At 68.5% G+C, this 23,785-nt stretch carries 19 protein-coding genes and 3 pseudogenes; 11 read left to right on the top strand and 11 right to left on the bottom strand.

Annotation, left to right across the window (positions count from 1 at the left end):
• Positions 1-12: 12 nt before the first annotated feature.
• Positions 13-642, top strand: a complete 630-nt coding sequence (locus OG927_RS00115) for a TetR family transcriptional regulator (protein ID WP_056791358.1) — start codon at positions 13-15, stop codon at positions 640-642.
• Between the two features lie 740 nt (positions 643-1,382).
• Here OG927_RS00115 and OG927_RS00110 read toward each other — a convergent pair.
• Positions 1,383-2,555, bottom strand: a complete 1,173-nt coding sequence (locus OG927_RS00110; RefSeq protein WP_330319452.1) for a DNA gyrase subunit B — start codon at positions 2,553-2,555, stop codon at positions 1,383-1,385.
• A gap of 699 nt (positions 2,556-3,254) precedes the next feature.
• On the opposite strand from OG927_RS00110, the gene OG927_RS00100 reads away from it, so the two are divergent.
• On the top strand, positions 3,255-3,701 hold the full coding sequence (locus OG927_RS00100) for a hypothetical protein (RefSeq protein WP_124283557.1): 447 nt from the start codon (positions 3,255-3,257) through the stop codon (positions 3,699-3,701).
• A gap of 193 nt (positions 3,702-3,894) precedes the next feature.
• Here OG927_RS00100 and OG927_RS00095 read toward each other — a convergent pair whose 3' ends face one another.
• A complete protein-coding gene (locus OG927_RS00095; protein ID WP_056791366.1) occupies positions 3,895-4,230 on the bottom strand; it encodes a carboxymuconolactone decarboxylase family protein in 336 nt (111 codons plus the stop codon).
• Between the two features lie 152 nt (positions 4,231-4,382).
• On the opposite strand from OG927_RS00095, the gene OG927_RS00090 reads away from it, so the two are divergent.
• The 5 genes and pseudogenes from OG927_RS00090 to OG927_RS00070 all read left to right on the top strand — a co-directional run.
• Positions 4,383-5,276: a helix-turn-helix transcriptional regulator gene (locus tag OG927_RS00090; RefSeq protein ID WP_056791369.1), complete on the top strand. Its 894-nt coding sequence runs from the start codon at positions 4,383-4,385 to the stop codon at positions 5,274-5,276.
• Positions 5,277-5,278: 2 nt separating this feature from the next.
• Positions 5,279-6,265 carry an aldo/keto reductase gene (locus OG927_RS00085; RefSeq protein ID WP_330319451.1) on the top strand — a complete coding sequence of 329 codons (987 nt, stop codon included), beginning with the start codon at positions 5,279-5,281 and terminating at the stop codon, positions 6,263-6,265.
• Positions 6,266-6,356: 91 nt separating this feature from the next.
• On the top strand, positions 6,357-6,791 hold the full coding sequence (locus OG927_RS00080) for a cupin domain-containing protein (protein ID WP_124283554.1): 435 nt from the start codon (positions 6,357-6,359) through the stop codon (positions 6,789-6,791).
• Complete coding sequence (locus OG927_RS00075; protein ID WP_124283553.1) at positions 6,788-7,645, top strand: aldo/keto reductase; 858 nt, start codon at positions 6,788-6,790, stop codon at positions 7,643-7,645. Before OG927_RS00080 ends, OG927_RS00075 begins: the two co-directional genes overlap by 4 nt.
• Positions 7,646-7,741 (top strand): annotated as a pseudogene (locus OG927_RS00070) (IS5/IS1182 family transposase); the annotation flags it as partial.
• A gap of 65 nt (positions 7,742-7,806) precedes the next feature.
• Here OG927_RS00070 and OG927_RS00065 read toward each other — a convergent pair.
• From OG927_RS00065 to OG927_RS00035, 7 genes and pseudogenes are all read right to left on the bottom strand, one after another.
• Positions 7,807-8,238: a hypothetical protein gene (locus OG927_RS00065; protein ID WP_056791384.1), complete on the bottom strand. Its 432-nt coding sequence runs from the start codon at positions 8,236-8,238 to the stop codon at positions 7,807-7,809.
• A gap of 75 nt (positions 8,239-8,313) precedes the next feature.
• Positions 8,314-8,724, bottom strand: a pseudogene (locus OG927_RS00060) (transposase); the annotation flags it as partial.
• A 553-nt stretch (positions 8,725-9,277) separates the two neighbouring features.
• Positions 9,278-10,246, bottom strand: coding sequence for an ATP-binding protein (locus tag OG927_RS00055; RefSeq protein ID WP_330321284.1), 969 nt, complete (start codon positions 10,244-10,246; stop codon positions 9,278-9,280).
• Positions 10,247-10,320: 74 nt separating this feature from the next.
• Complete coding sequence (locus OG927_RS00050; RefSeq protein ID WP_056791389.1) at positions 10,321-12,426, bottom strand: Mu transposase C-terminal domain-containing protein; 2,106 nt, start codon at positions 12,424-12,426, stop codon at positions 10,321-10,323.
• Entirely contained in the window at positions 12,423-13,187 is a 765-nt protein-coding gene (locus OG927_RS00045; RefSeq protein ID WP_056791393.1) for a TnsA-like heteromeric transposase endonuclease subunit, read from the bottom strand. The genes OG927_RS00050 and OG927_RS00045 overlap by 4 nt, the downstream gene beginning before the upstream one ends.
• 163 nt (positions 13,188-13,350) lie before the next feature.
• The gene (locus OG927_RS00040; protein ID WP_124283551.1) at positions 13,351-14,748 is read right to left on the bottom strand and encodes a DNA-binding protein; all 1,398 of its coding nucleotides are present in this window, start codon (positions 14,746-14,748) and stop codon (positions 13,351-13,353) included.
• Positions 14,749-14,885: 137 nt separating this feature from the next.
• Entirely contained in the window at positions 14,886-17,348 is a 2,463-nt protein-coding gene (locus tag OG927_RS00035; protein ID WP_330319450.1) for a helicase associated domain-containing protein, read from the bottom strand.
• Between the two features lie 604 nt (positions 17,349-17,952).
• On the opposite strand from OG927_RS00035, the gene OG927_RS00030 reads away from it, so the two are divergent.
• From OG927_RS00030 to OG927_RS00015, 4 genes and pseudogenes are all read left to right on the top strand, one after another.
• Positions 17,953-18,102: a hypothetical protein gene (locus OG927_RS00030; protein ID WP_164494258.1), complete on the top strand. Its 150-nt coding sequence runs from the start codon at positions 17,953-17,955 to the stop codon at positions 18,100-18,102.
• A 374-nt stretch (positions 18,103-18,476) separates the two neighbouring features.
• Positions 18,477-19,025: an RNA polymerase sigma factor gene (locus OG927_RS00025; protein ID WP_164494257.1), complete on the top strand. Its 549-nt coding sequence runs from the start codon at positions 18,477-18,479 to the stop codon at positions 19,023-19,025.
• On the top strand, positions 19,022-19,633 hold the full coding sequence (locus tag OG927_RS00020; RefSeq protein ID WP_330319449.1) for a hypothetical protein: 612 nt from the start codon (positions 19,022-19,024) through the stop codon (positions 19,631-19,633). Before OG927_RS00025 ends, OG927_RS00020 begins: the two co-directional genes overlap by 4 nt.
• A gap of 203 nt (positions 19,634-19,836) precedes the next feature.
• A pseudogene (locus OG927_RS00015) lies at positions 19,837-20,412 on the top strand (pentapeptide repeat-containing protein); the annotation flags it as partial.
• A 259-nt stretch (positions 20,413-20,671) separates the two neighbouring features.
• Here OG927_RS00015 and OG927_RS00010 read toward each other — a convergent pair.
• Both OG927_RS00010 and OG927_RS00005 read right to left on the bottom strand, forming a co-directional pair.
• The gene (locus OG927_RS00010) at positions 20,672-21,292 is read right to left on the bottom strand and encodes an SMI1/KNR4 family protein (protein ID WP_124283547.1); all 621 of its coding nucleotides are present in this window, start codon (positions 21,290-21,292) and stop codon (positions 20,672-20,674) included.
• A gap of 171 nt (positions 21,293-21,463) precedes the next feature.
• The gene (locus OG927_RS00005; RefSeq protein WP_124283546.1) at positions 21,464-21,673 is read right to left on the bottom strand and encodes a hypothetical protein; all 210 of its coding nucleotides are present in this window, start codon (positions 21,671-21,673) and stop codon (positions 21,464-21,466) included.
• Positions 21,674-23,785 lie beyond the last annotated feature (2,112 nt).

The raw sequence follows: 23,785 nt of genomic DNA, 5'->3' as shown, positions 1-23,785 counted from the left end.
TATCCTGGGGCCATGTTCGACTCCCCCGACTCCGGCCGGATCCCCGCGCCCGCTGCCACCCCCGACAGCAGTGACACCACGCGTGAGCGGATCCTCACCGCGGCCATGGAGGAGTTCGCCCTCCACGGGATCGCCGGCGCCCGAGTCGACCGCATCGCCAAACTCGCCCGGACCAGCAAGGAACGGGTCTACGCCTACTTCCGCAGCAAGGAAGCGCTCTACACCTACGTCGCCACGCGAGAGCTCTCCGTCATCGCCGAAGCCACGCAGATAGACCCGTCCGACCTCCCCGGGTACGCGGGCCGCCTGTTCGACTACTTCACCGCCCGCCCCGACCACCACCGTCTGCTCGCCTGGGGCCGCCTCGAACTGGCTGACACCGAAGCCGCCGACTCCGATCCCACCCGGGCTGCCATCACCCGCAAGCTCACCCAGCTCCGCCAGGCCCAGCAGGCCGGACAACTCGACCCAGCCTGGGACCCGGCCGACATCCTCGCCCTGGTCAACCAGATCGCCACGACCTGGGCAGCCCAACCCGAACTCACCCGAGCCGCGACCGAACACGCCGCAGACTCCACCACCGCAGCCCGTCGCACCGCCGTAGTGACCGCAGTCGAACAACTATTCCCCCGCACCCCCTGACCACCAGCGACAAACCGCAACAGCCCAGCGCCGGGCAACCAGCGCCCCCGGCCGCACCGGCTCAAGGGCGACGCCCTCCAGATCCACTCCGACGAACCCGGCCTGCCCCTTCTGAACCCGGACCGATCAGGACAGCCAGAAGACGAGCACGAACCGGCCAAGAACCTCCTCGCCGAACCGCACCGCTGACCGGCGGCCCTGGCCGACCCCTCTCCTCCGGCCCACCGCGGGGCGGCGGGCCGGCCGAGGAACGCAGCACGCCAGGACGCAGCCGCCCCGCCACTCCCGCCCTACTCCCGCCGCTGCGCCCGGCGCTCGGCTTCGGCGGTGCACCTGGTCCTGGCCATGTTGACGGCCGTTCCCACGTTCAGGCACCGCCGCCGTAGACGTGCCGGCCGCACGGCCAGGCCCCGCCGACACCAACCAGCCCCGGCGCAGCTCCCCCACGCGACCACGACGACCTCAGCACACCCCACAGACACCCCCGCTCGCCATCGAGGCCGCCGCTCCCGAGCTCGGAGACGCCCAACCCGGCGTTCCTACGCCCCTGGTGGACAGCCCGGAACGCCTCGACGGCCTCCTGGCCGCAGAAGCCGACCCGGCCGATGGTGACCACACGCTCCGGATGGCGACGCGGTCCACTACGGGCTGCCGGTGGCAAGGGCGTACCGGTGGGCGACGGTTCGAGCGTCCCGCCCCGGTACGTGACGTGCCGGCCACGGACCACCCCGCGGACTTGTTCAGTCCTGGCGGGTGTTCCGCAGGATCCGGTCGACGACCTGCGCGGCTTGTGACGGCTGCTCCTCGAACCAGTTGCCGAGATGTTCACGGACGGCCTCCCCGACACAGTCCCGTACGTCGGTGTTGCCGAGCAACTCGTGCGTGGCGCCGAGGTATTCGGGGCGGTCGAGTTTCACCGACACGACTGCCGTGAGGCCCTCGCCCATCCAGTCGGCGCAGCCATCGGTGTCCGCCGCGGGCAGCCCCCGTTCTCGCACGTACGCGGTGACCGCGGCCACCACTCCGTCTCTGAAGCCGTCCACGTGCGCGCCGCCCTCGCGAGTGGCCCGGCTGTTGACGAAGCTGCGTATCCGCTCCTGGCCGGACCCGCTCCACAACAGGGCCACCTCCATCGTTCCCGCCATCCGCGGATCCTCCCGCTCGAAGCCCATCACGTCCGGACGCAGGACGGCCCCCGTCTCCGCGTCGAGTGCGGCCACGAAGTCCCGCACTCCGTCCGGAAACCGGAAGCTCACCGCCCGGGCCCCGCCCGCCGGGCGTTCGTCGGTCAGTGAAAGTCCCAGGCCCCGGTTGAGGAAGGCCACCTGCCGGAAGCGCTCCGCCAGCACGGCGAACGAGCACCGCGTCGTCCCGAAGATCTCGGTGTCGGGCCAGAAAACGATGGTCGTCCCGCTGCCGGCCGTAGGCCCCAGGGCGGCGGGCGGGGCGGCCGCGACACCGCGCGCGTACTCCTGGACCCGGCGGCTCCCCTCACACCGGACCTCGGCCGTCAGCCTGCTCGACAGGACGTTGGCCACGAAGAGACCTCCACCGAAACAGCTATGGCTCACGTACGCGATGTGCCGGCCGCAGGGCTCGGCCTCGGCGCACACGCTGGTCAGCAGGGCTTCGAGGCCGGGGCCGCCGGCGTCCCGGGGGGCCGTGAAGGAACACCCGGGCCCGTTGTCGGCGACCCGCACACCGCCGTCGCGGGTGAGCGTGACATCGATACAGTCGCCGCCACGGCCGGCCAGGACGTCGTTCACCACCCGGCCGACGACCTGGAACACCAACTCGTGCAGACCGCGTTCACCGGTCGAGCCCACCCACATACCGGGCCGTTTCCGAATGCCTTCCCACCCCTCCAGCTCCTCGATCCGGACAGCGCCGTACCCTGCTCTTTCCGCACTCATGAAGACCCCTCCCATGGCGTCCGGCAGACCTCCGCAGCCTATGCGAGATCTAAGGAAATGCCAGGTCAGAGCCGCTTTGGCGAAGCTGCGGGCGGGCGGATGAGAACGTGCCGGGAAACAGTCGGCCCAGGCGCCGCACACCACGCCCGGAACCTTTCCGCCGGCCCGCCGAAGCCGCGTACGACCCCACTCCGGGCACCCCGTAGGCCCCCAATTCCGTTACGTGACAGCCACCCCGCGGACTGCGCCGACTGCAGGGCCCGACGTCCCGGGGCTGTGCCGGTCGGCCCGTAGACACCGCGCAGCTCGCCGGGAGCGACCCGAATGGCCTGAGCGCGCGCTCCGCAGACACCGGCCACCCCCATGGCCTTCTTCTCCCCGACCCGACCCGACCCGACGTGCTCCTGCGCCCGGAGGCGCCCGGCAGAGCGGCCCCTGCGCCCGCCGTTACACGCATGACTACGAACGGCTCGTTCAGCACTTCGAGACGCTCATCACCTGGGCCGTCATCACGCTCATGACCAGGCGGCCTACCCGCAAGTCGGCCCGTCGCACCGAGCCGTCGACGACCCGTTCGTCCGGACCAGCTCGCGCAAGCCGCCTCATCTGCAGGAACAGGAAACGACCCTAGGAAGTCGGCAGCAGGTGATCACCGGTTCCGGCTTGTGACGCAGCGCCATTCATTGCGACCATCTCCGCATGTTCGAGCTACTCCCCGAAGTCGGTCTCCGGCTCCCCGGCTGTGCCGGCACCCTCCGCTTCGGCATGGACGAGCGCACCGCCCAGTGGGCCGTCGCCACCGTCGCGGACGTTCGCCAGGGTTGGGTCTGTGGCGCCCGTTGGGCCTTCAGCGCGCAGTACCGGGGCCTGACGCTCGACGTATACGGCGACACCACGGACCGCCGCGGCCGGCACCAAGACACCCCTGGCCTGGCCGGCATCGGCCTCACCCGCGACCCCTTCACACTCACTGGGCCGTCTGCCTGCCCAGTTGTCCTCCGCAGCATCAACCTCTTCGGCCACCCGGCCGCCGAGGTCTCGGATGCCCTCGGTGACAGCCTGCCCCCGACGCTCCGACTCGGCGGCGACGGTCTCCACCTCACCACCGTGTCGGTCCACGCGGAACCCGTACCTGTCGAGAGCTGATCACGACGGCAAGCCGGATCGACGAGACCGAGCCCAGCGGGCATACCCCAGACCCCTGCCCTGGCGCCTGACGTGCAGGCATCAGAAACAGCCACTGTCACCAGGAGCCTGATCGCCGCCCGAAGCCGCGAGACGCGATCGGGACGCCTCGCCGACCATCCGGCCGACGCGGAGGCCACTGCCTGGGGCGTGCTCAGTCCTGCTGCTCGACGACGCTCTTCAGCACGCTCGTCGCTCCCATGCCGTTGGGCCAGCCGGAGTAGAACGCCAAGTGCAGCAGAGCCTCCTGCAGCTCCTCGTCGGTGACGCCGTTCTGGCGGGCGAAGCCGAGGTGGAACTGCAGCTGGTCCATCTTCCCGAGCGCGGTCAGAGCAGAAATGGTGATGAGGCTGCGGTCGCGCTTGGACAGGCCCTCACGCTCCCAGACTTCGTCGAAGAGGACCCTGTCGGTGTAATGGACCATCCCCGGAGCGAAGTCGCCGAAGGCGTTCTTCCCGCCGGTCCAGCCGGTGCTTGTGTTCTCAGCCATGATCTTTCCCTACCAGCGTCGATGTCCGTCGGTCGCTCTCTGAAGGTGCAATGCCAATGACATCGCCGCACCTGCAAAGAGAGGGAGTCACCGGTGAAGGACGTACTGGCAGGGCATCCCTCACCGGGCCTTCGCGCCTTAACGTGGAACGCATGGAAGCCAGGAACGAAGCACGGGAGTTCCTCATGTCCCGTCGAGCGAACCTCGCTCCCGAGCAGGCCGGTCTGACGGTCTCCGGACACCGGAGGGTGGCGGGCCTGCGCCGCGGCGAGGTGGCGATGCTCGCGGACGTGAGCCCGGAGTACTACGCCAAGATCGAGCGCGGCCACCTGGCCGGCGTCTCCGACGCCGTCCTCGAGTCGGTCGCGCGGGCGCTGCAGCTCGACGACGCCGAGCGCGAGCACCTCTTCGACCTCGCCCGGGCAGCCAGCGGCGCGGCCCGGACCGTGCGCAGGCGCAGGTCGAAGAAGTGGGTGCCCAGGGACAGCCTGACCCGTGCGCTGGACGTCATCGACCACGGGCCCGCGTTCGTGCGCAACGGACGGATGGACATCCTCGCCACCAACGCCCTCGGGCGCGCCTTCTACGACGAGGTCTTCGACGGAGCAGGACAGACCAACCTGGCGCGCTACTGCTTCCTCGACGAACGGGCCAAGGTGTTCTACCCCGACTGGGACGCGGCCGCGGACGTCACCGTGTCGATCCTGCGCACCGAAGCCGGCAGGGATCCCCGGGACAAGGAACTGCACGACCTGATCGGCGAGCTGTCCACGTGCAGCGACGCGTTCCGCACCCGGTGGGGAGCACACAATGTGCGCCGCCACGGATCGGGTACCAAAGGGTTCCACCACCACGAGGTCGGCGACCTCACCTTGACCTACGAGGGGATGGAGCTGACCGCCGAACCCGGGCTGTCCTTCCTCATCTACACCGCCGAGCCCGGCTCGCCCAGTCAGGAGCGCCTGCAGCTGCTGGCGAGCCTCGCCGCGACGTCCCCCGCGAGGCCGCCCGTCGGTGGGCACCCGACAAAGATCCAGGAGAGATGACCATGCACACCAGAACACTCGGACAGGGCTTGGAAGTCTCCGCGATCGGGCTCGGCGCGATGGGCATGTCGCAGAGCTACGGCCCCAACCCCGGCAGTCGCGACGACATGATCGCGGTGCTGCGCTCCGCGGTCGACGAGGGTGTGATGTTCTTCGACACCGCGGAGGTCTATGGGCCCTATGCGAACGAGGAGCTGGTCGGCGAGGCGCTCGAGCCGATCCGCGACCAGGTCGTGATCGCCACGAAGTTCGGGTGGGACATCCAAGACGGCCGGAGCGTCGGCCTCAACAGCCGTCCCGAGCAGATCCGCCGCGTCGCGGAGGAGTCCCTGCAGCGGCTCCGCACGGAGACGATCGACCTGTTCTACCAGCACCGCGTCGACCCCGACGTGCCGATCGAGGACGTCGCAGGCACCGTCGGCGAGCTGATCGCCGAGGGGAAAGCCAGGCACTTCGGGCTCTCCGAGGCCTCGGCCGCCACCATCCGCGCCGCACACGCCGTCCACCCCGTGACCGCGGTCCAGAGCGAGTACTCGCTCTGGACACGGGACCCCGGGGCTGAGGTGCTGCCCACGCTTGCCGAGCTCGGCATCGGGTTCGTGCCGTTCAGCCCTCTCGGCAAGGGCTTTCTCACCGGCACCGTCGACACCTCCACGACCTTCACCGACGGGGACATCCGCCACAGGGTCCCGCGCTTCAAGGCGGAGAACCTGGCCGCGAACCAGGCGCTCCTCGACCACGTCCGCCGGCTCGCCGAAGTGAAGGGTGCGACTCCAGGCCAGATCGCCCTGGCCTGGCTGCTCGCGCAGCAGCCAGGGATCGTACCGATCCCCGGCACACGCCGCGCGGCCCGAATCAAGGAGAACAACGCCGCGACGGCTGTCGCGCTGTCCGCGGACGAGGTCGCCGACCTCGACAGCCTTGCCCAGCGGGCCGGCGTCAGCGGCGATCGCTACAACACCGAGCACATGGCCTACGTCAACCGCTAGGAGTGCCGCGCAGCCTGACCAGCTGATCCCTGGACGCCGCGCCGCCGCACGGCGCCCGGCGAGACGCGCTGAAACAGAAGGAAAGGACGAAATGAATGTCAACCGATTCGATCAGATCTTCCCGCTCGGGAAGAAGAACGACGCCTTTGCGCAGTACTTCATCGGCCAGAGCTATCTGGCGCCGCTCGCCTCGGGAAGCGTTCCCGTCAGCAACGTCTCCTTCGAACCGGGCTGCCGCAACAACTGGCACATCCACCACGGCACGGGCGGCGGCGGTGACCAGATCCTGCTGTGCACGGCGGGCAGCGGCTGGTACCAGGCCCAGGGCGAGGACCCCACCAGCATGGAGCCGGGAACGGTGATCCGTGTCCCGGCGGGCACGAAGCACTGGCACGGCGCGAAGGCCGACTCGTGGTTCTCCCACGTCGCCTTCATCACCCCGGGCGAAGACGTCAGCAACGAATGGCTCGAGCCCGTCACCGACGAGGTGTACGGCGAGCTGCCGAAGAACGGAGCGAACGCATGACCATCCTGGACGAGACCTACACCCTGTCCAACAACGTCGAAATCCCCAAACTGGGGCTCGGCACCTGGTTCATCGACGACGACAAGGTGGCTGAGGCGGTCCGCGCGGCCGTGGAGATCGGCTACCGCAACATCGACACCGCCCAGGCCTACGGCAATGAGCGCGGCGTCGGCGAAGGCGTGCGTACCGCCGGCGTCCCCCGCGACGAGCTGTTCGTCTCGACCAAACTCGCAGCGGAGATCAAGGACTACGACCAGGCTGCCGACGCGATCGACGAGTCACTGGAGAAACTCGGCGTCGAGTACATCGACCTGATGCTCATCCACAGCCCGCAGCCGTGGAACGACTACCGCGGCGGCGACTACGCCCAGGGCAACCGCGAAGCATGGCGCGCGCTCGAAGAGGCGCACGAAGCCGGCAAGATCCGCTCCATCGGAGTGTCCAACTTCCAGCAGCAGGACCTGGAGAACATTCTGCAGGGCGCGACCGTCGTGCCGCACGTGAACCAACTGCTCGTCCACGCCGGCAACACCCCCTCGGAACTCCTGGACTACTGCGAGGGCAAGCAGATCCTCGTCGAGGCGTACTCGCCGATCGCACACGGAGCGATCCTGCGGAACGCCGAGGTCCAGGCGATGGCAGAGAAGTACGGCGTGTCCGTCCCGCAGCTGTGCATCCGCTACACCCTGCAGCTGGGCACGGTGTCGCTGCCCAAGACGGCCAACCCCGAGCACATGCGCACCAATGCCAAGGCCGACTTCGAGATCTCCGGCGATGACATGGACGCCCTGCGCAGCCTGCGCAACGTGGACTACGGCGAACACAGCGCGTTCCCCGTCTACAGCGGCAAGTGACGCCTCCGCGACCGCTGGGAACGACGCGACGACATCCACGAAGCCTTCCTCGGCATCGCCACCTGCCTCATCACCCACCGCCACGTCCAACGCCTTTGCCAGGACTCTGCGAGGTCCCAACAAGGACTTTGCATGGATCGAGAGCTGATCAATCAGGCGCTTCAGTGACCGATGTCGCATGCTTCGTAGCTCTTCAGCCCGACCGTCAGCAGGGGCGGCACGAGTGTGTGCATGTACCAGCCCAGGTCGGTGAAGTCGATCGAGTCAGATAGACGCCGCCGGTTGATGGTCGGGATGAAGCTGCAGGTCATGCGACCAGGAAAGAACAGGAGCTGACCGCCTGCGCTCACCTTCTCGTGGTAGATGCAGACGGCCACGTGGTGGTTCGCATGCTCGGGTGCGTCAAGGATGGCCAAGACATCCTGAGCGTGCTCGCGGGTCGTGGTCCGCCAGTCGTATAGGTCGTCGTCGTTCACCATGAACGAGAGCGGATCCTCCAGCGCCCAACCTGCGGCGGCCAGGGCCCCGGTGGTGGCACGGACCGTGAGCTCGTGGGCGAAGGTGAAGTCGATGTCTGCTGTTCTGGACGACACGGATGGCTCCCGGTGAAGGTTCGACGGCACCGCATAGTTGCCGAGGATGTGCCGAGCTGTCGATCGAATTGAGGATCAAGGACCCTGGCAGAGACGTTGGACGTGGCGGTGGGTGATGAGGCATGTGGCGAGGCCGGGGAAGGCTTCGTGAATGTCGTCGCGTCTTTCCCAACGGACGCGTAGGCGCCGGAAGCCGTGGAACCAAGCGATGGTGCGTTCGACGACCCAGCGGTCGACGCCAAGGCCGGAGCCGTGCGGGACGCCGCGGCGGGCGATCACCGGTTTGATGCCCTGGGCCCGGACGAGGCGGCGGTACTTGTCGTGGTCGTAGCCCCGGTCGGCCAGCAGCACGTCCGGCCGGCGTCGTGGTCTGCCGACCAGGCCCGCTACGGACGGGATCTTCGCAAGCAGAGGCAACAGCTGCGTCACATCGTTGCGGTTTCCGCCGGTCAGCGACACAGCGAGTGGGATGCCCTGCCCTTCGCAGGTCTTCCGCCATACAGCACCTCAGAGAAGCCCTCCATCTGCACACATGATGGTCGGTGACAAGGACGGCCCCGCCATGACGCATTGGCGAAAAGCAGCAGGCGCGTACTCGCAGCCGCAGTGCGCCGGGGCCGCCCGCGCTTGACCGCCACCCCGGAGCCGCGAGACCGGTTTCCCAGGTGACAACGCCGTGGCGGCCGGAGGCGGTGGGGTGCCGTCCCGGAAGCTACGGTCGGCTGGCGCTGTCCAGCGGCAGGGCCGGGCGGGAGGCTTCAGGTGCTCAGCGACAGACCGTACGACCGTCGGCCGCGACGACCGTCGGCTAACGCTGGGTGGGGGGTTTGTTGGTGTGTGGTGGGGCGGCTGGTCTGGGGTGTTGCTGGTTCGCTGAGAGGTGGAGTCGGCGGCTCGGGCGGGTAGGTGGGGGCTTCTGAGCTGGGGCTATGTGTTGTGCGTTGAGCGGGGCTGGGTGTGTTGTAGGTAGTTCTGGCGTGTATAGGCCCGGTTGGTGTTTGTGCTGGTCAGGGTTGTTTTGCCTGGCTGGCAGGTGGGCCTATCGGCCTCGGCGGGAGCGGTGTTGGGTTTCGGCGAGGTGGTCGAGGCGGATGGTGTCGAGGGTGGTTTTGGTGATGCGTTCGGTGCCGTCACTGATAGCGGTGATGGCGGCTTGGCGGATGAGTCTGGTGAGGGATCCGATGCGTCCTGCGGTGCGTTGGTGGAGGTAGGGGGCGTGGTGGGGGAGGGTGCCGGGTTTGTGCTGCTGGAGGTCGAGATGGTTTTCGATGTCGGTGATGACGTCGCGGAACGGGTGGCGGGTGCCGTGGCGGGCGGGTAGGGGGCCGCAGTCGACGAGGGTGGCGCGTCCGGCGAGTTGGGCGCCTCTCACGCCGGTAAACAGCGGGGTGTCAGTGACGTTGATGCCGGCGTAGACGAATGTCGCGGGGAGGCGTTCGCTGAGGTCTTTCAGAAGGTCGGCGGTTTGGGCGCCGGTGGTGGTGCGGGGGTTGAGGCGGTGGATCTCGTCGATCATCACGAGCTGCACGCCGGCTTGGGTGTAGGTGTGGCAGACGGCTTCGGTGATCTGGGTCTGGGTCATGCGCGCGGCCACGGGGATGCCGAGGTAGCGGGCGAATTCGGTGATGAGGGTTTTCGCGGTCGCGCCGGGCGGGACCAGAACATACGCGACGGGTACCGCAGCATGCGCTGATCCCGGTGGTGGCGGGTTTTTGCGGGTGTGGGCGAGGTGGCAGGTACGCCCGACGTTCAGGAGGGCCGTGGTTTTCCCTGCTGCGGCGGGTCCGGTGACGATCAGTGAGGGCCGTGCGGTGGTCTGCTGATGACGGCCGAGGATCATCAGGGTGCGGACTTGGATGGCCAGGGTGTGGATGGCGGGGGTGCGGATGGTGACGAAGCTGGAGTGGTAGGCCAGGCGTTCCTCTGTACTGCGGGGTGGGTCGCCGGGCCGGGGAGGGACGACGGGGTCGGTGGTCGCGAAGCGGTGCCAGCCCTGCCAGGTGGTCAGCGGCCACGACAGCTCGGCTCCGCCGCTGTCGCCGGGACCGCCTTGTGTGCTGCTCGCGCCTGGCGGGCTCGGGTTCACCACTTGTCGGCTTCCTCGTGTGCGTCGTAGAGCCCGAATCCGGCGGCCGGGGCGGGTCTGACGTCGTCGTCGGGCAGGTCGTCGAGGTCGTCGATGCTGTCGTCCTCGTCCAGCTGCGCCGGGCTGTCAGCGGGTGTTTCGGTGTGGTGGTCCCCGTCGCGGGCTGTGGGGAGAGGGAGGTGAGCGGTGCGGGCGAGGAGTGCCTGCTCCGTTGTGGTGGCGTGGCCGCTGTGGACGCGGCGCATGAGCTGGTCGAGGGAGTCGGCGAGGCTGGCTTCGTGCTGCTCGGTGTCACTGTGGTTGCCGTCAACGGCCTGGGTGCGGATGTGCTGCCAGGTGCGTTCGTCGAAGGGCCGGTGGACATGGTCGCGGTGGATCCACGGGATCTCGGTGAGTTCGCCGTCGGGGAGGCGGACCCAGATCTGGCGCACGTCGTGGGGGTTGTAGTGGATTTCCCATTTCCCGCCGCGGCCGGCGACGGGGGATGCCTGGCTGCGGTGCGGGGCGAGGAGGTCCGCGTCGTAGGTGCGGTGGTGGATGGTGATGCCGGCGGGGGTGATGGCCTGCCAGCGCACGGGGAGCAGTTCGAGGTAGTCGCGCCCGGTCAGCGGGACGGGTACATAGCCGGCGACGGCGAGGAGCGCGGCCCACATCTGGTTCGGGGTGAGGGCCTTCCTGGGCATCATCGGGTGGCGCAGCCCTTCGTGGGGCCGGTGGTGGTAGTGCACCAGCCATTCGTCGAGGAGGTCCTGGAGCTGGGTGACGCTGTAGCAGGCGTCTTTCTCGGTGTCGGGGCCGCGGCGGGTGACGTTGGATCCGGTGTAGCCGGGCAGGTGCTGGCAGAACAGGGCGTTGATGGAGCCGAAGGTGCGCTCGACGATGCCCTTGGCGGTGGGGGCGCGGGGCGGGGCGGGCTGGACGCTGATGCCGAGGCTCTCGCAGGCGGCGGTGAACGCCCGGGAGATGAAGACTTTGCCGCGGTCGACGACGATCGTCTCGGGCAGGACGACCGGCCGGGCCGCCGCACCGGCCAGACGCTCGTCCAGCGTGGCCAGCCGCTGGTGGGGGAGTGCGCGGGCGTGGTCCATGCGCAGGATGTCCGGCCAGGTTGGCCTGGCCGGGGGCGGGACCGCCATCTCCGCGAGCAGCAGGGCCGCGTCCACGGCTTTGGTCGCGCTGGGGCACAGCACGGCGGCGAGGATGGAGCGGGTGGCGACGTCGACGGCGATAGTCAGCTCGGGCCGGGCCAGGCGCCCGTCGTCGAAGAGGGCCAAGACGTCCAGGCGGGTGGTGTCGATCTGGACCTGCTCGCCCGGCCGCAGCGCCATGGCGGGAGTGAAAGCCCGCCCCTCGACACTCGCGGGCACCTGCCGCACCGGACCGCTGGGCAGTTCACCGGGGCGGGCGAGTGTGGTGACGAGCCGGTACAGCGTCGCCTGGGACGGCACGGGCACCGTACCGGGGCCGTGCTGATCTTCGAGGATCTGGTTGATGAGCGGGAACAGGCCGTTGATGGTGCCTTTGGAGCGCCCGCGCCGGCGGCGCAGTGCTTCACGGACGGCGGCGACGACCCGTTCGTCGGACCGCCCGGTGGGGCTGGAGGCACGAGTGGTGCGGTGGTCCAAGAGCCCCCACAGGCCCTGCTTGCGGTAAGCGAGCCGCATGCGCTGCACCGTGGTGCGCGACACCCGGCCGAAGCCCAGGGCGGTCAGCTCCTCGGCCTTGGCCTGTTCCCGCTCGGCCAGCGTGTGCCGCTCTGGGTCGTACTGCACCCGCACCGCTCCAGCGCTGCCGGGCCCGTCGGCAAGGCCGCATTCGACTTCCCGCACGTGCCGCTGCCAGGCCATGGCCTTCTCACGTGCCGCGGCGGGGGCGGTCTCGAACAGCCCCCACTGCGGGGCCGCCTGCGGCACTTCGGCCCCGATGACGCTGAAGCCGGGATCGGCGAACAGGTAACCGGCGAGCACCGCCTCGCCACCGCCGTCCGGGCCGACGAGGTGAATGGTCTGCCCGGACAGGGCGACCACCTGCCACTTCACACCGCGGAACCGGACCTGCGCCCCGACCGTCACCGATGGCCGGGCGTTGCGCCGCGCGGTCACCGGGCCCCTCCCGCCGTGCCCGGACGCGGGCCACTCCAGCCCGCGGGACCGACCAGGAGGCGTTCGTGGAGCGGCGCCTTTAGATCTGCCGTCACCCGGCCGTGCCACAGGGCGTGGAAGACCACCGGCAGGACCTCGATCGGGTCGCCGGCCGCTTCGACGCCCTCGATCAGCGGCCGCGGCCGCGCGAACGCCTCCACCACCGTGGGCGTCAGGCCGGGGCGGCCGGCGTTGCGGGGGTGGCGGTAGCCGGCCAGCCATTTCAGATTGGCGGCCAGGACGTCGTCGAGCGGCGCAAGACGCCGGTAGGCCCAGCCGATCTCCTCACACGCCGCGTTCACCGCTTCGGCGGCCTTCACCGCGCGGTCGCCGCCGGCCTCCAGGTGGCTGGGGCAGTCGGCCAGCAGACCCGTGCCGTCGCGGTACCGGGCGAACAGCTGCGGCACCCAGGAACGCACCCGGCCCCGCTCCTCGCGCCACAGCAGCCGCACCGGACGCCCCGCGAGCCCGGTCACATCGGGGTCGCGGTCCAGGACCATCAGCTGGGTGCGCATCGCGTTCGACCCGGCCGCCACGTGCCGCCCGGTGGTCGCCGACCACCACAGCCCCGGCCCCCAGCGGCGCCCAGGGATCACCGGGAACGCCGACACCGGTCGCAACTCCTCGAATCCCACGGTCATGGCGGCATCCGCCCACCGCTGCTGAACCGGCTGCCCCACCGGATCGAGGAACACCGCCTCGAAGCCGCTCCGACGATCCACGGCCGCTCGCCTTGCCCGGCCCCCGGGCCGGGCGGCCTCTCCTGTGCTGATCACCCGCGTCAGCCAAGCCGCTCCCGCCGACAAGCATCGTCGTTTTCAGGGTTTCTGCCACAAACGAGTGCTGTATCAGTTAACAGCCGATGCGCCCGGGCCCACCTTGATCTCAGCCGTCCTCTTCCTGCCCGCCTGCCGTCAGCATCCTTCTCAGTGTCCCGGGGGACATATCCGCCCACCGGGCCACCTCCTCCAACGGAACCCCGCCGTTCACCGCCGCCACCGCGGTCCGCTTCCAGGCCGCCTCGACCAGACCAGCACTGTGACCGAGGCCTTGCAGCAGCTGCCGGGCGACCTCGGCGGTCGGCCCGCTCTGCACGCCGCGCAGCTGCAGCAACTGCTCCTCGGCACTGCCGATGAGACTGCCGATCCGCATCCGCTGCTCAGCCGGCACCACCGTCCGCCACATCGTCCCCGAACCGGGTGCCTTCTTCTCCTTGCCCAGCACCCGCAACTGCCCCGCCATCGTCACCGGCTGATACTCCCGACGCAGCCACCAGGGGTCGTTGTCATATCCGGGAGGCCCACCGGCCCCACGGCGCAGCCGGATCACGCTGCCCATCCACGCGATCAGCGGACCGCCATGGTCCGCCGCAACCAGAGGCCCCAGCCACTCCCGCCCCACCCGCTCACCGAGCCGACGGCAGAACAACCCGTCGACGGGCAGCGCCCGCGGCTGCCCGGCCCCGCTGTCCACCCACACCAGTTCGCCCATGGCCGGATCCAGCAGCGCGTCGGCGACCGCCACCACCTCGGGGAAGACCACCGCGCCCCGCCCCACGATCCGCCACCACTCCAGATCACCCCCGGCATCACCGCCCGCGACCTGATGCAACCGCCGCGGCCAGACCTTCTCCCGCTCCCAGTGCAGGGCCTGCTCCCACCAGCGGGTCACCACCGCGTGCGCCAGCGCGAACACCCGCTCCGGCTGGGCCCCCGCCCGCACCGCGCGCCGCGCCACCCCCACCCACCGCCGCTGCGCCGCGGCAACTTCCGGCAGACACCGCACGTCCAGGTACTCGTAGGGCTGGTCGGCGTCCGCGTCCAGCAACCACCTCCCGTGCCGGACACACACCCGGGACCAGAGAGGTGAGTACCGCACCACCCGCACGACCGTCCCCGTACGCCGGGCGGTGCACAGGCGGCAGCCGAATGCCACCGGTCCGGCGACCGTCCCCCCGGTCCGCCACACCGCCGCCGGCACTCCGCCCTCTTCGGCGGGCACCTTGGCGTCCTGGTGTCCCCAGGACGGCAACGCCCGCGCCAGCACGTCTTCCTCGACGCCGCACAAGCCTCCCAGGAGTTGCCGGCCGGCTGTGTTCAACAGCACCTCGGCGTCTGCCCGTGCACCCCCGCCGTCGTGCCGGGGCTGGTGGCTGTGCCACTTCCAGCAGGACCGCAACGCCTTCGCTTCCAGCCCGTAGCGGCTCGCGATGCGGCAGATCAGCGACGAGGTCGTCTCCCTCTGCAGAGGAACTGTCGACAGGAGGCCGGGACGAGGGGTCACTCCACCACGCTCTCGCGTTCACCGGCCTTGGCGGGCGTTCTTCACAGTACTTCCGTGTGGCTCTCAACCCATCAGCGCCACGCACCGCCGAGCTGGCAAGCCCTCGCACCACGTCCCACCATCACCAGGGTGGATAGTCACTCGGCGTGCGGTGGGACGGGCCCGGGTCCGGCCGTGGTCCGGGTGGTGAGGCCAATGCCGGCCAGGAGGCGTTGCTGACCGGGGTGCAGATCGTGGTACCGGGTGTGCTGCCGGCGCAGCCAGGCGCGCTGGACGGGAGTGAGGCTGCGGGAGTGATGACCGGTCCCAGGCCGGGCGCCGGTTTCGCTCTGGTCGTGGATGCGCTGCCAAGAGCGCTGCCACGCCAGGCTCCAGGCCGGGCACCACCACGGATCGAGCGCGCTCAGAGCTTTCGCGGCGGCCGGCGAAGGCGCGCCCCGGCGGGCGTTGTCACGGGCGTGCTGGCGTTGTCGGCGTAGCCATTGTCCCAGGTGGAAGCCATCATGGATGGTGCCGGTCGCCGCGGCGAGTGTGTTGTGGACCGCGTGATACCAGCGGGCGTGTCCCAACGCGGTGGCGTAGTCAGTCCCGCTCTCGGTGGGCCGGGTAGTGGCTTCGAGAGCGGCGGCTGCGGTGATACCGATGCGGGCGAGGAGGTCCTGCTGTTCGGGCAGGAGCGTGTCGTACCGGGCACATTGGGTGGTCAGCCACGTGGCGACCTTGCTGCCGGTGCCAGGAAACCCCGCCGCCGCGTTGAGGACCTTGCCGTCTTGGACACAGGCGCGAGCCTGATACCAGGAGCGTTGCCATTGCAGTGACCACGGCGGATTCCACCACGGGTCGATCGCCAAGAGTGCCAGCGCCCCGGGGGAGTGGGTGCCGTGACGCTGCTGGTGGGCTCGGTCCTTGCTGCGCTCGCCGGCCAGCCACTGCCCCAGCCTGTGGCCGTCCTGGACCGTGCCGGTAGTCGCGTGCACCAACGTCCCGTGAGCCTCCGCGAACGCGCGCGCACAGCCAAGAGCGCGCTGGAAAGAAGCAGCCCGGTGCTTACCGGGGCGGGCCACCCGTACGGCCTCACAAGTAAGGCCGATACCGGCCAGCAGACCCCGCTGCGCGGAGTGCAGACTCTCATAGCCGACGCACTGCTGGTAGAGCCATTGACCCAACCCGAAGCCGGTGGTGGGGAAGCCGTGTTCGGGCCGCAAAGCCCCGCGGGCGCGGGTGTGGTGCTGCGCCTGGTAGTAGAAGCGCTGCCACGTCACAGGCCACGGCGGCCGCCACCAGAGATCCAGCGCCTCGAGTGCCGCGACGTTTTCGGGCGGCAGCGCAGCAGATTCACGGTGATCGGACAGCCACCGGCCCAGGGCGAAGCCGTTGAACCAGGTGCCGATCGGGACGGCGAGGTGGCCGTGGACAGCGGCATAAGCACGGGCATGGGCCAAACCGGCCGTGAACGCCTGATCCGAAGTGTGCCGCAACCCCAGACGCTGCCCCCCGCCGCCCGCAGCCTCCTCCCGCCGGGCGGCAGCACCGCGGTAGACGGTCAGCTCACGGGCGACGCTGCGAGGCCGGTGCGCCGTGCGCAGCTCCCACAGACTCCCGGCGGCGGCCGAGCCCGCACCAGCCCGTACACAGTGCTGCACCCAGACCAGCAAAGGGCCCACCGAAGCCGAGGCGATCCGATCAAGCAGCCACGGCCGTCTCAACACCCGCGCCAACCCAGCAATGAAGGCAGGGGTATGAGCCAGCATGTGGGGCAGATGCCCGCCGGTCTCAACGAGCAGCCGCTGCCTCACGTGTGCGCCGGTGAGGACCCGGGCCAGGGCAACCGTCTCCGGGTAGACAACCGCGTCCCGCACCAAAAGCCGCCACCAGCCCGCATCTGCCCCCGACGGCGCCATCTGACGTACCCGATCGGGCCACTCCTCCTCCTCCGGCCACTGCTGCGCCCACCAGGAGACGATCACGGCGTGAGCGACCTCGAACGCCCGGGCCGTGTCCGGACGGCGCCGCAGCAGGTGCAGGTGGGACCGGTGCGCTGAAAGCACCTCGGGCAGACCCGCCAGGCCGATCTGCTCGGTGCCCGCCGGCGCGCCGTCGACCCACTGGGTGCCGAGCATCCAGCGCCGGTGGCGCGGGCAGACCCGGGTGTGCGGCTGCAGATACAGCCGCGCGGGCTTGGCCCCTCCGGTGCGCGCTGACGTACACAGCCGGCAGCCTTCCCCCGCGGCCGGCACCACAGCTCCGAAGCGGAACCGCCCCGCCGGACCCGCCCCGTCCGGTGACAGGGGCTCATGGGCGGCCCAGGCGGGCAGAGCCCTTCCCAGGACGCTCTCGGACACGCGGCAGAACGCGGAGACACGGGCGCGCGCTTCGGCGTTGAGGTACACCTCCCCGTCCGTGCGGAAGCCCCTGAACAGTTCTGTGCCGTCCTGGAGCAGCGGCGGGATGAGGTCTTTGACGCCAAGGCGGTAGCGGTCGGCCAGCCGGTCCAGATACGAAAGGTTCGTCTCACCCTGCAGCGGCGCGAGCCGCACCAGCCCTGGCTGTGTCGTAGCAGAACGCGACGCCGGTGCCGACAGCAGAAGGGAGGCAGGCATCAGCGAAGAGACCGATCTCTCAAGGGGCCCGGCCGCCTGAGCGGTTGAGCTCGCGACGAGACGGACGGATCCGGACGAACATAAGTGACGGCTCCAGCTGGCGGACGAGCCCTGAGTACGGGATCGACCGGCATATCGTGATGATGCCGGACAACAAACGCGTTGCGCAGGTCAACTGAAGGAGCAGACCAGCCTCTGCTGCTCGCGGCCCGCACGGCGAACCAGCACCCTGTGACCGGCCGGGCGGCCTGAACAGGCTCCAGCAGCTCCGCGACCGCGGCATCCTCCCCCCGGCGTCCCCCCCGCCTGACCACCGGCCGATCCGCTACGCCGCTTCGTGCCGGTGTGCTCTGCCGCCTCACCACTGCACCCATGACGTGTCGTCCAGAAGCTGCTCGGTCGGGAAGGCCTGCGCCGAGCAGGAATTCCACGACGCCAGCGTCGTCGTGGACCCTGGGCGGCAGCAGCGTAGCGGCGGCCCGTGGTCGGCGGAAGGGTGATGGCCATTCAGGCGTCCGCTTTCACGTTGGTTCGCCGTGTAGGTCATCGGAGGGCACACGCGCTCTCCGGAACACGGCAGTCCCGACACCTCGGAGGAAACCCAGTGTCCAGCAACGAGCGCACGCCCATCGCGATCGCGATGATGGGCGCGGCCTTTGCCGCCTACCTCGCAGTCTCCATGCCGTCCCTGATTCCGGCCCTCACCCTGGCCGTAGCCGCTTTCGTGGCGCTTTTGCTGTTTCTGAAGCTGTAGTTCCCGTGCTCAGCGCTGAGGCCTTCGGCGCCGCGGCGTGTGACGTCAGCTCCCTCGGGTCCTGACGCCACACGCCGCCGCGCCGGACATTCGAATCCCTTGTGGAGACCTGCTCCACGACGGGCGCACCCTTCCCGGCTGCGCAGACCCGCCAACCGCAGCCGGTCGGCACCCTGTTGAAAAATTTCGTCGTGAGGCGTCCGGATCCGGAGCCTTCTGGCGTGTAGGTGTGTGAAGGCACTGCCTTCACCGCTGAAGATCCTCGCCGAGAAGGGAGCTGAGCCCATGGCTTGGCCTGAGATCCCATGGAGGGACGGTGTGCGCATCGCCTGCCACAGCACGCCGTGGCAGGCGATGCGCTGTCGGAGGTCCCCGTGACCGATGAAGCGTGTCCGCCCACTTACGACAGTGACCCCAACAATCGGTTCGCTACCCTGCGGCGCCCTCTTTTGACGGCGGCCAGGGCCACATCATCTGACCGAGACTTCGCCGAAGACGCGGTCCAGATCACTATGGAGAAAGTTTATAAACGATTTCCCGAACTGGGGCACATCAGCGACACTCGACTAATCCACTACAGTCGCAAGGTTCTGCACCATGTGATCGTGGACGAGTTTCGAAAGAGTGGGAGACCCTCGATCACCCCGATGCCCCCAGAAGATATTCCTGATGCAGCATCTTCTCTCGGAATTCCGGAATCTTTTTTGGTTCTTGAACTTCGCGCCAAGATTTATGCACTTATTTCTGATCTGCCTGAGCGTATGCGCGAGGTCGTCAATCTCGCCATCGTGCGGGAACTTCCGCTGGATCAGGTAGCAGGAATGATGGACGTCGACGTGGGGACCGTCCAGAAGTACATCAGGACGGCGCGTCGACGGTTGGAGAAAGCAATGGTTGAGTCATCTGAGGAGGTGTCAGCATGAGCAGCTGGAAGTTCGGAAAAGAGCAGGAAAAGTTCGCCCGTCTGGTCCTGCTGGACCTCATTGACCAGGCATTGTGCAAGGAAGCCGTCTCGGGTGAGGTCTCTGACCTGCCCGGGAACCAGGGGGGTTGGCCTTCGGGCCGGCCCCCGGCCGGGGCGTGTCCGCTGGATGATTCTGAGACTCTTCAGATTACCCAGCTCCTTGATCGTCGCCAGCTGAAACGTCTCGTTGAGCTAGACGCACTGCTCGAGAGAGATGCGAAAGATGAAATCAGTTCTGCTGAGCTTCGGCGAGTAGCTGAGATTGTCGAGTCTCTCGGCGATGACAAAGGTGCTTACCTGTGGTGGAAGAGAGCTGCTGTGTCCGGTGACGAGGACGCAAAATGCTATCTAGAGATTCTAGACGAGGAGTTGGAGGTGCGTGATTATCCAGGCGAGGACATTCCTCTCGACGTGCAGAAATCGATTGCGCATCTGATGTCCAACTCCTTGATGCATTTCTGCATTCGTGAGCGAGAAACAGGAAACGATCTCAAGGACGCATTTGAAGAGATCGAAAAGTTTCTGGCGAATCCTGATCAGGTTGCGGATGGGGGAAGGCGTATTTAGGCGACTATCTCTTTGGTGATCCGTTCTCTTTGACGGGAGAACCGGCGAGAACTTCAGCGATGCGGCGGCTACCGAAGGCGAAACGGTAGCCGCCGCAGCACGTTCCGCCCGAGCCCCTGAGCCGGCCGCTGGCTTCTGCACCAACCACCACCACGGCTGGCCGTACAGCCCTCGGGGCATGCGGGCGCCCCTCAGATCCTGCCAACGTGGCGGTGTTCAGTGCCGGCCACGTCGGACCGGCACAGCTGGCACCGGTCTACCGGGCGCTGCGCAAGTCGTTCGAGGACAGCAAGAACGAGCCGGGGGCGGCGGACTTCTACTACGGCGAGATGGAGATGCGCCGCCATGACCGTGAGGGCACCACTCGCACCGAACGCGGGCTGCTGCACGGCTACTGGGCCCTGTCCGGGTACGGCCTGCGTGCCTCGCGGGCCTTGTACTGGCTCGCTGCCACCATGCTGGCCACCGTGGTGCTGCTGATGGGCTTCGGGATCGCCCAGGACTCCCCGAAGCAGGAAGCGACCGGGACCGTCCCGGCCGGCGGCGGCAAGGTCACCTTCGAGATCGACAAGGCCGATCCACAGAACCCGAAGGGCGACAGGTTCAACGGGGAGCGCTTCGAGAAGGCATTGAACGTCACGCTCAACTCGGTGGTCTTCCGCTCCTCCGGGCAGGACCTCACCACCACCGGCACCTACATCGAAATGACCTCCCGACTGACCGAACCCATCCTGCTGGGCCTCGCGGTCCTCGCGGTCCGCAACCGCGTCAAGCGCTGACCACCCTGCAGCGGTGGTGGGCGCCCTCGTGAAGGAAACCGGGCGGCGCTGCGCTGGCCTCTGAGGGTGTTGCGGCGGCCGCTGGGCCACCCGTGATGCGGTCAGGCACCCCAGGGCCCCCGGGGCGTCCCAGCGCCCTCCACGGGCCTCACGGACGCCATCTACATCCGCAGGTCGCGCACTGTCATCACGGCGGCGCATCGCACCAGGACACCGTCGGAACGGAGCACGAAGCGAGTCTGCTGACCGCCGCCCGCGGCTAGGCCGCTTCTTCCGGATCATCTCCCGGAGGACCGGCGAACCAGGAACGGCCCTGGGTCCAGTGGATCACCCATCCGGTGAAACCAGGGGTGCCCGGCATCGGGGAGGTGCTCGGCGAAGTACCGAAGGGCACCGCGCCGTACTCGTCGATCAGCCAGACGTGACCGCGCTGCGGGCCGGTGACGACCAGGTGCCAGTACATGCCGCAGCCGTCGGTGCCCAGCAACAGGGAGCCGTGGTCGAACACGGCGTCCATCCGGGCCTCGAGCTCCTGCTCCGACAATGCCTCCTCGTCCTCCTCGTTGGTCTCCCACATCCACGTCGACCTGAGAGGAAACGGCTCGGCGAGCAGGCGCTCGGGGCGGTCGGAGCCCCAATCCGAGGGCGTCTGCGCGAAGGGCAGCAGACCGTAGTAGGGCGGCCCGGCCCGCAGGCCGTCGCAGACCTCCGCCACGAACGTGCGGTATGGCTCCGGCAGGAGGATGCCGTGCTCCGCCTCGAAAAACCGCACCGCCTCCCAGCCTGCCGGCAGCGACGCCTCGGGACGGGGCGCGAAGATCTCACGGAGGGCGGCCAACTCGGCAGGGTCGCAGGTTTCCGTGTTCATGCCGATCATCATGCAAGATCCGAAAGGAACGGCCTAGCCGCTGCCCGCGACTGGCCGCTGCTCACGGCACGCACGGCGAACCAGCACCCTGCGACCGGCCGGCCAGGCCTGGACAGGCTCCAGCAGCTCCGCGACCGCGGCGTCCCCCCGGTATTTCACCCGCCTGACCACCGGCCGGACCCGCTACGCGGCTTCGTAGCGGTGTGCTCTGCCGCCGCGCCATTGCACCCACGCCGCGTCGTCGAGCAGCTGCTCGACGTCGGGGAGGCCGGCGCGGCGCAGGAACTCCACGACGTCGTGGTCGTCGTGGGCGAGACCGGCGATCTGCCCGCGGATGGTGACCCGCCGTCCACCGGTCGCGGAGGGGCGGTGGACGGCTATCGGCGCGTTCATACCCCAGCGTGCGCCAGAGCCCCACCCCCGGCATGGCAGTCCTGGCCTCTGGCTCGGGTGCAGACACACGGCGGGTCGCGGTAGGGAGCCCGATACGACCCTGGCCCCGACCGGTCGGCCAGGGCCAGGACCACGGCCCCGGCCACGGAGTGATCCTGCGAGCAGGCCCCCTCCGCCCCTCCGCGGACGGTGGCGTCAGACGCGTGTCTGGATCCAGAAGGCGCTGTAGGTCACGAGGATGCCGCCCACGGTGGTGGCCGCTCCTCGGACGAGGTAGACGCCCGCTTCGTTCCTGAGCCGGCGGAGTCGATGTCGCCAGCGTCTACGAGGGCCTTCCGCAGGCTGGCCTGTGCCTTTAGGCTCGTGGTCGGACATGCGCTGTTCCTTATGTAGTGGTGATGTCCTCTGCAGACGGCTCCCTGCCCACCAGGGGGCCGTCGCCGTTTCGGGCGACGTCCACGCCGTTGTCCACCCACCGAGACATTTGCGGCTCAGTAAGGCGTCCGACACCAACGAAACCACCCCTACACCCCCTCTGACCAGCGAAAACGGCATGTTGTTCAAACATGGATTCCCATGTGGAAGCTGGCAATTAACGTGCTGGTCTGAGTCGATTCGAGGGAAAGGGCAGTAAGAACGAGCTGACATGGGGTTCAGTAGGTCTTTGTGTGGTGTCATCTCACGCAGAAGCGAGCTTTCCTGTGTCTAACTGCGCCTATCCGTGGCAGAGTTGCTAGATGCCGAGAATGTTACGAATGCCCGGTAAAGACGTGCTGCCACCCGGCCCCAAGCGGGAGCTTGTGAACGAGCTCTTCGTTCACTACCGGGAAGCCGCACGTCCCTCGCTCCCACGGATCGCCACTCTCACCAGGGACATGCCCGGCTGTCACCCGGTCAGCAGGGAAACGATCCGGCGCCTTCTTACCGGCACAACCACCAGCCAATGGGTAGTCGTCGACGCCCTCCTACGTGCCCTGTGCCAACTACAAGACCGTGACCCCGACGGCCGGCGCTGGGCCAAGCCAGACGACCACTGGGAAGAAGACGACCCGGCGACCTGCCGCGAATACCTGCGCCAGTTATGGAACAACGACATCGATGACCTCGAAGCGAACGAGACGCCGGTAGTTCCTCCTGCCGCTCCGGCACCGCCGTCCTCCGGTTGGGGTGGCCCGTCACCCACTTCAGGCTGGGGCACCCCGCAGTCAGCCGTACCTGCTGCCCGGCAGGTCCCCGAAGGCGACCCCTGGGCCGATTCTGCTACTCCTGCCAAGCCACCCCCTCAGACTGGCTACAGTGACGAACCCCCCTTCTAACTTCCACGCAGGTCACAGAGTCTGCTCCCGCGCACGCGGGGATGGTCCCATCACCCAGCTCGTCCAAGACGTCCCCGTCACCTGCTCCCCGCGTATGCGGGGGTGGTCCTGGCCGTGATGCCGGCCGACTGCGTTGCCCGGCATCTGCGTTTTCTCTGTCTTTTCGGGGCTCCTGGAAGTGCTTGAGCGTCTCCAGGGGCCCCATGGCGAGGGGGGTTGGGTAGTCGGGGTGCCGCGGGGTCGCAGGAGGGGTCTGTGACCCCGCGGGAGGGGGCAGTGTCCGCGTGAGCCCGGCCGGTTCCGGCACGGTCGGGGGTGGGGTGTGCGGTAGCCGTTCCGGGCGTGCCGGAGTGCGGTAGGGGTGGTGTGGGCTGGCTCCAGTCTCTAGCTACACCCAAAAATGATGCACCCCCTTCAAATCTGCCAAAGGTACATGGTGCATCAGGTGGTGAACGGTGGGGGTGGGTGGTTCCAGAGTTGAGCTACGGTCAGATTTTGATGCACCCTCAAACCGGCCCCCGCCCGGAAAGGCCGGGCCTATGTCCGGGGCACTCTCACGACGGCCCCGGACACCCTCTCACCTAGCCAGCCCGGCGTAGCCGGTGGGGGAGGGAGCGCAGCGGACGACCCCCGCATGGAGCGCAGCGGAGTGCGGTGAAGGGTTTCTGCGAAGCGGGAATCCTGGTTCACGCGGAGCGTGAATTCGAGGGTAAGCGAAGCGCACCCTCGGAAAGGGCGCAGCCCCTTTCCGGCTTCGCGGAGCGAAGCCGTTCGCTTGCATATCGCGCAGCGATAT

It is taken from the genome of Streptomyces clavifer, assembly GCF_036345975.1.
Taxonomy (GTDB): Bacteria; Actinomycetota; Actinomycetes; order Streptomycetales; family Streptomycetaceae; genus Streptomyces; species Streptomyces clavifer.
This window is presented reverse-complemented; position numbering and strand designations above follow the sequence as displayed.

Excerpts from the sequence above, each read along its gene's own strand:
- OG927_RS00115 (WP_056791358.1), top strand. The coding sequence starts at position 13 with ATGTTCGACTCCCCCGACTCCGGCCGGATCCCCGCGCCCGCTGCCACC.
- OG927_RS00110 (WP_330319452.1), bottom strand. The coding sequence starts at position 2,555 with ATGAGTGCGGAAAGAGCAGGGTACGGCGCTGTCCGGATCGAGGAGCTG.
- OG927_RS00100 (WP_124283557.1), top strand. The coding sequence starts at position 3,255 with ATGTTCGAGCTACTCCCCGAAGTCGGTCTCCGGCTCCCCGGCTGTGCC.
- OG927_RS00095 (WP_056791366.1), bottom strand. The coding sequence starts at position 4,230 with ATGGCTGAGAACACAAGCACCGGCTGGACCGGCGGGAAGAACGCCTTC.
- OG927_RS00090 (WP_056791369.1), top strand. The coding sequence starts at position 4,383 with ATGGAAGCCAGGAACGAAGCACGGGAGTTCCTCATGTCCCGTCGAGCG.
- OG927_RS00085 (WP_330319451.1), top strand. The coding sequence starts at position 5,279 with ATGCACACCAGAACACTCGGACAGGGCTTGGAAGTCTCCGCGATCGGG.
- OG927_RS00080 (WP_124283554.1), top strand. The coding sequence starts at position 6,357 with ATGAATGTCAACCGATTCGATCAGATCTTCCCGCTCGGGAAGAAGAAC.
- OG927_RS00075 (WP_124283553.1), top strand. The coding sequence starts at position 6,788 with ATGACCATCCTGGACGAGACCTACACCCTGTCCAACAACGTCGAAATC.
- OG927_RS00035 (WP_330319450.1), bottom strand. The coding sequence starts at position 17,348 with ATGCCTGCCTCCCTTCTGCTGTCGGCACCGGCGTCGCGTTCTGCTACG.
- OG927_RS00020 (WP_330319449.1), top strand. The coding sequence starts at position 19,022 with ATGAGCAGCTGGAAGTTCGGAAAAGAGCAGGAAAAGTTCGCCCGTCTG.
- OG927_RS00010 (WP_124283547.1), bottom strand. The coding sequence starts at position 21,292 with ATGATGATCGGCATGAACACGGAAACCTGCGACCCTGCCGAGTTGGCC.
- OG927_RS00005 (WP_124283546.1), bottom strand. The coding sequence starts at position 21,673 with ATGAACGCGCCGATAGCCGTCCACCGCCCCTCCGCGACCGGTGGACGG.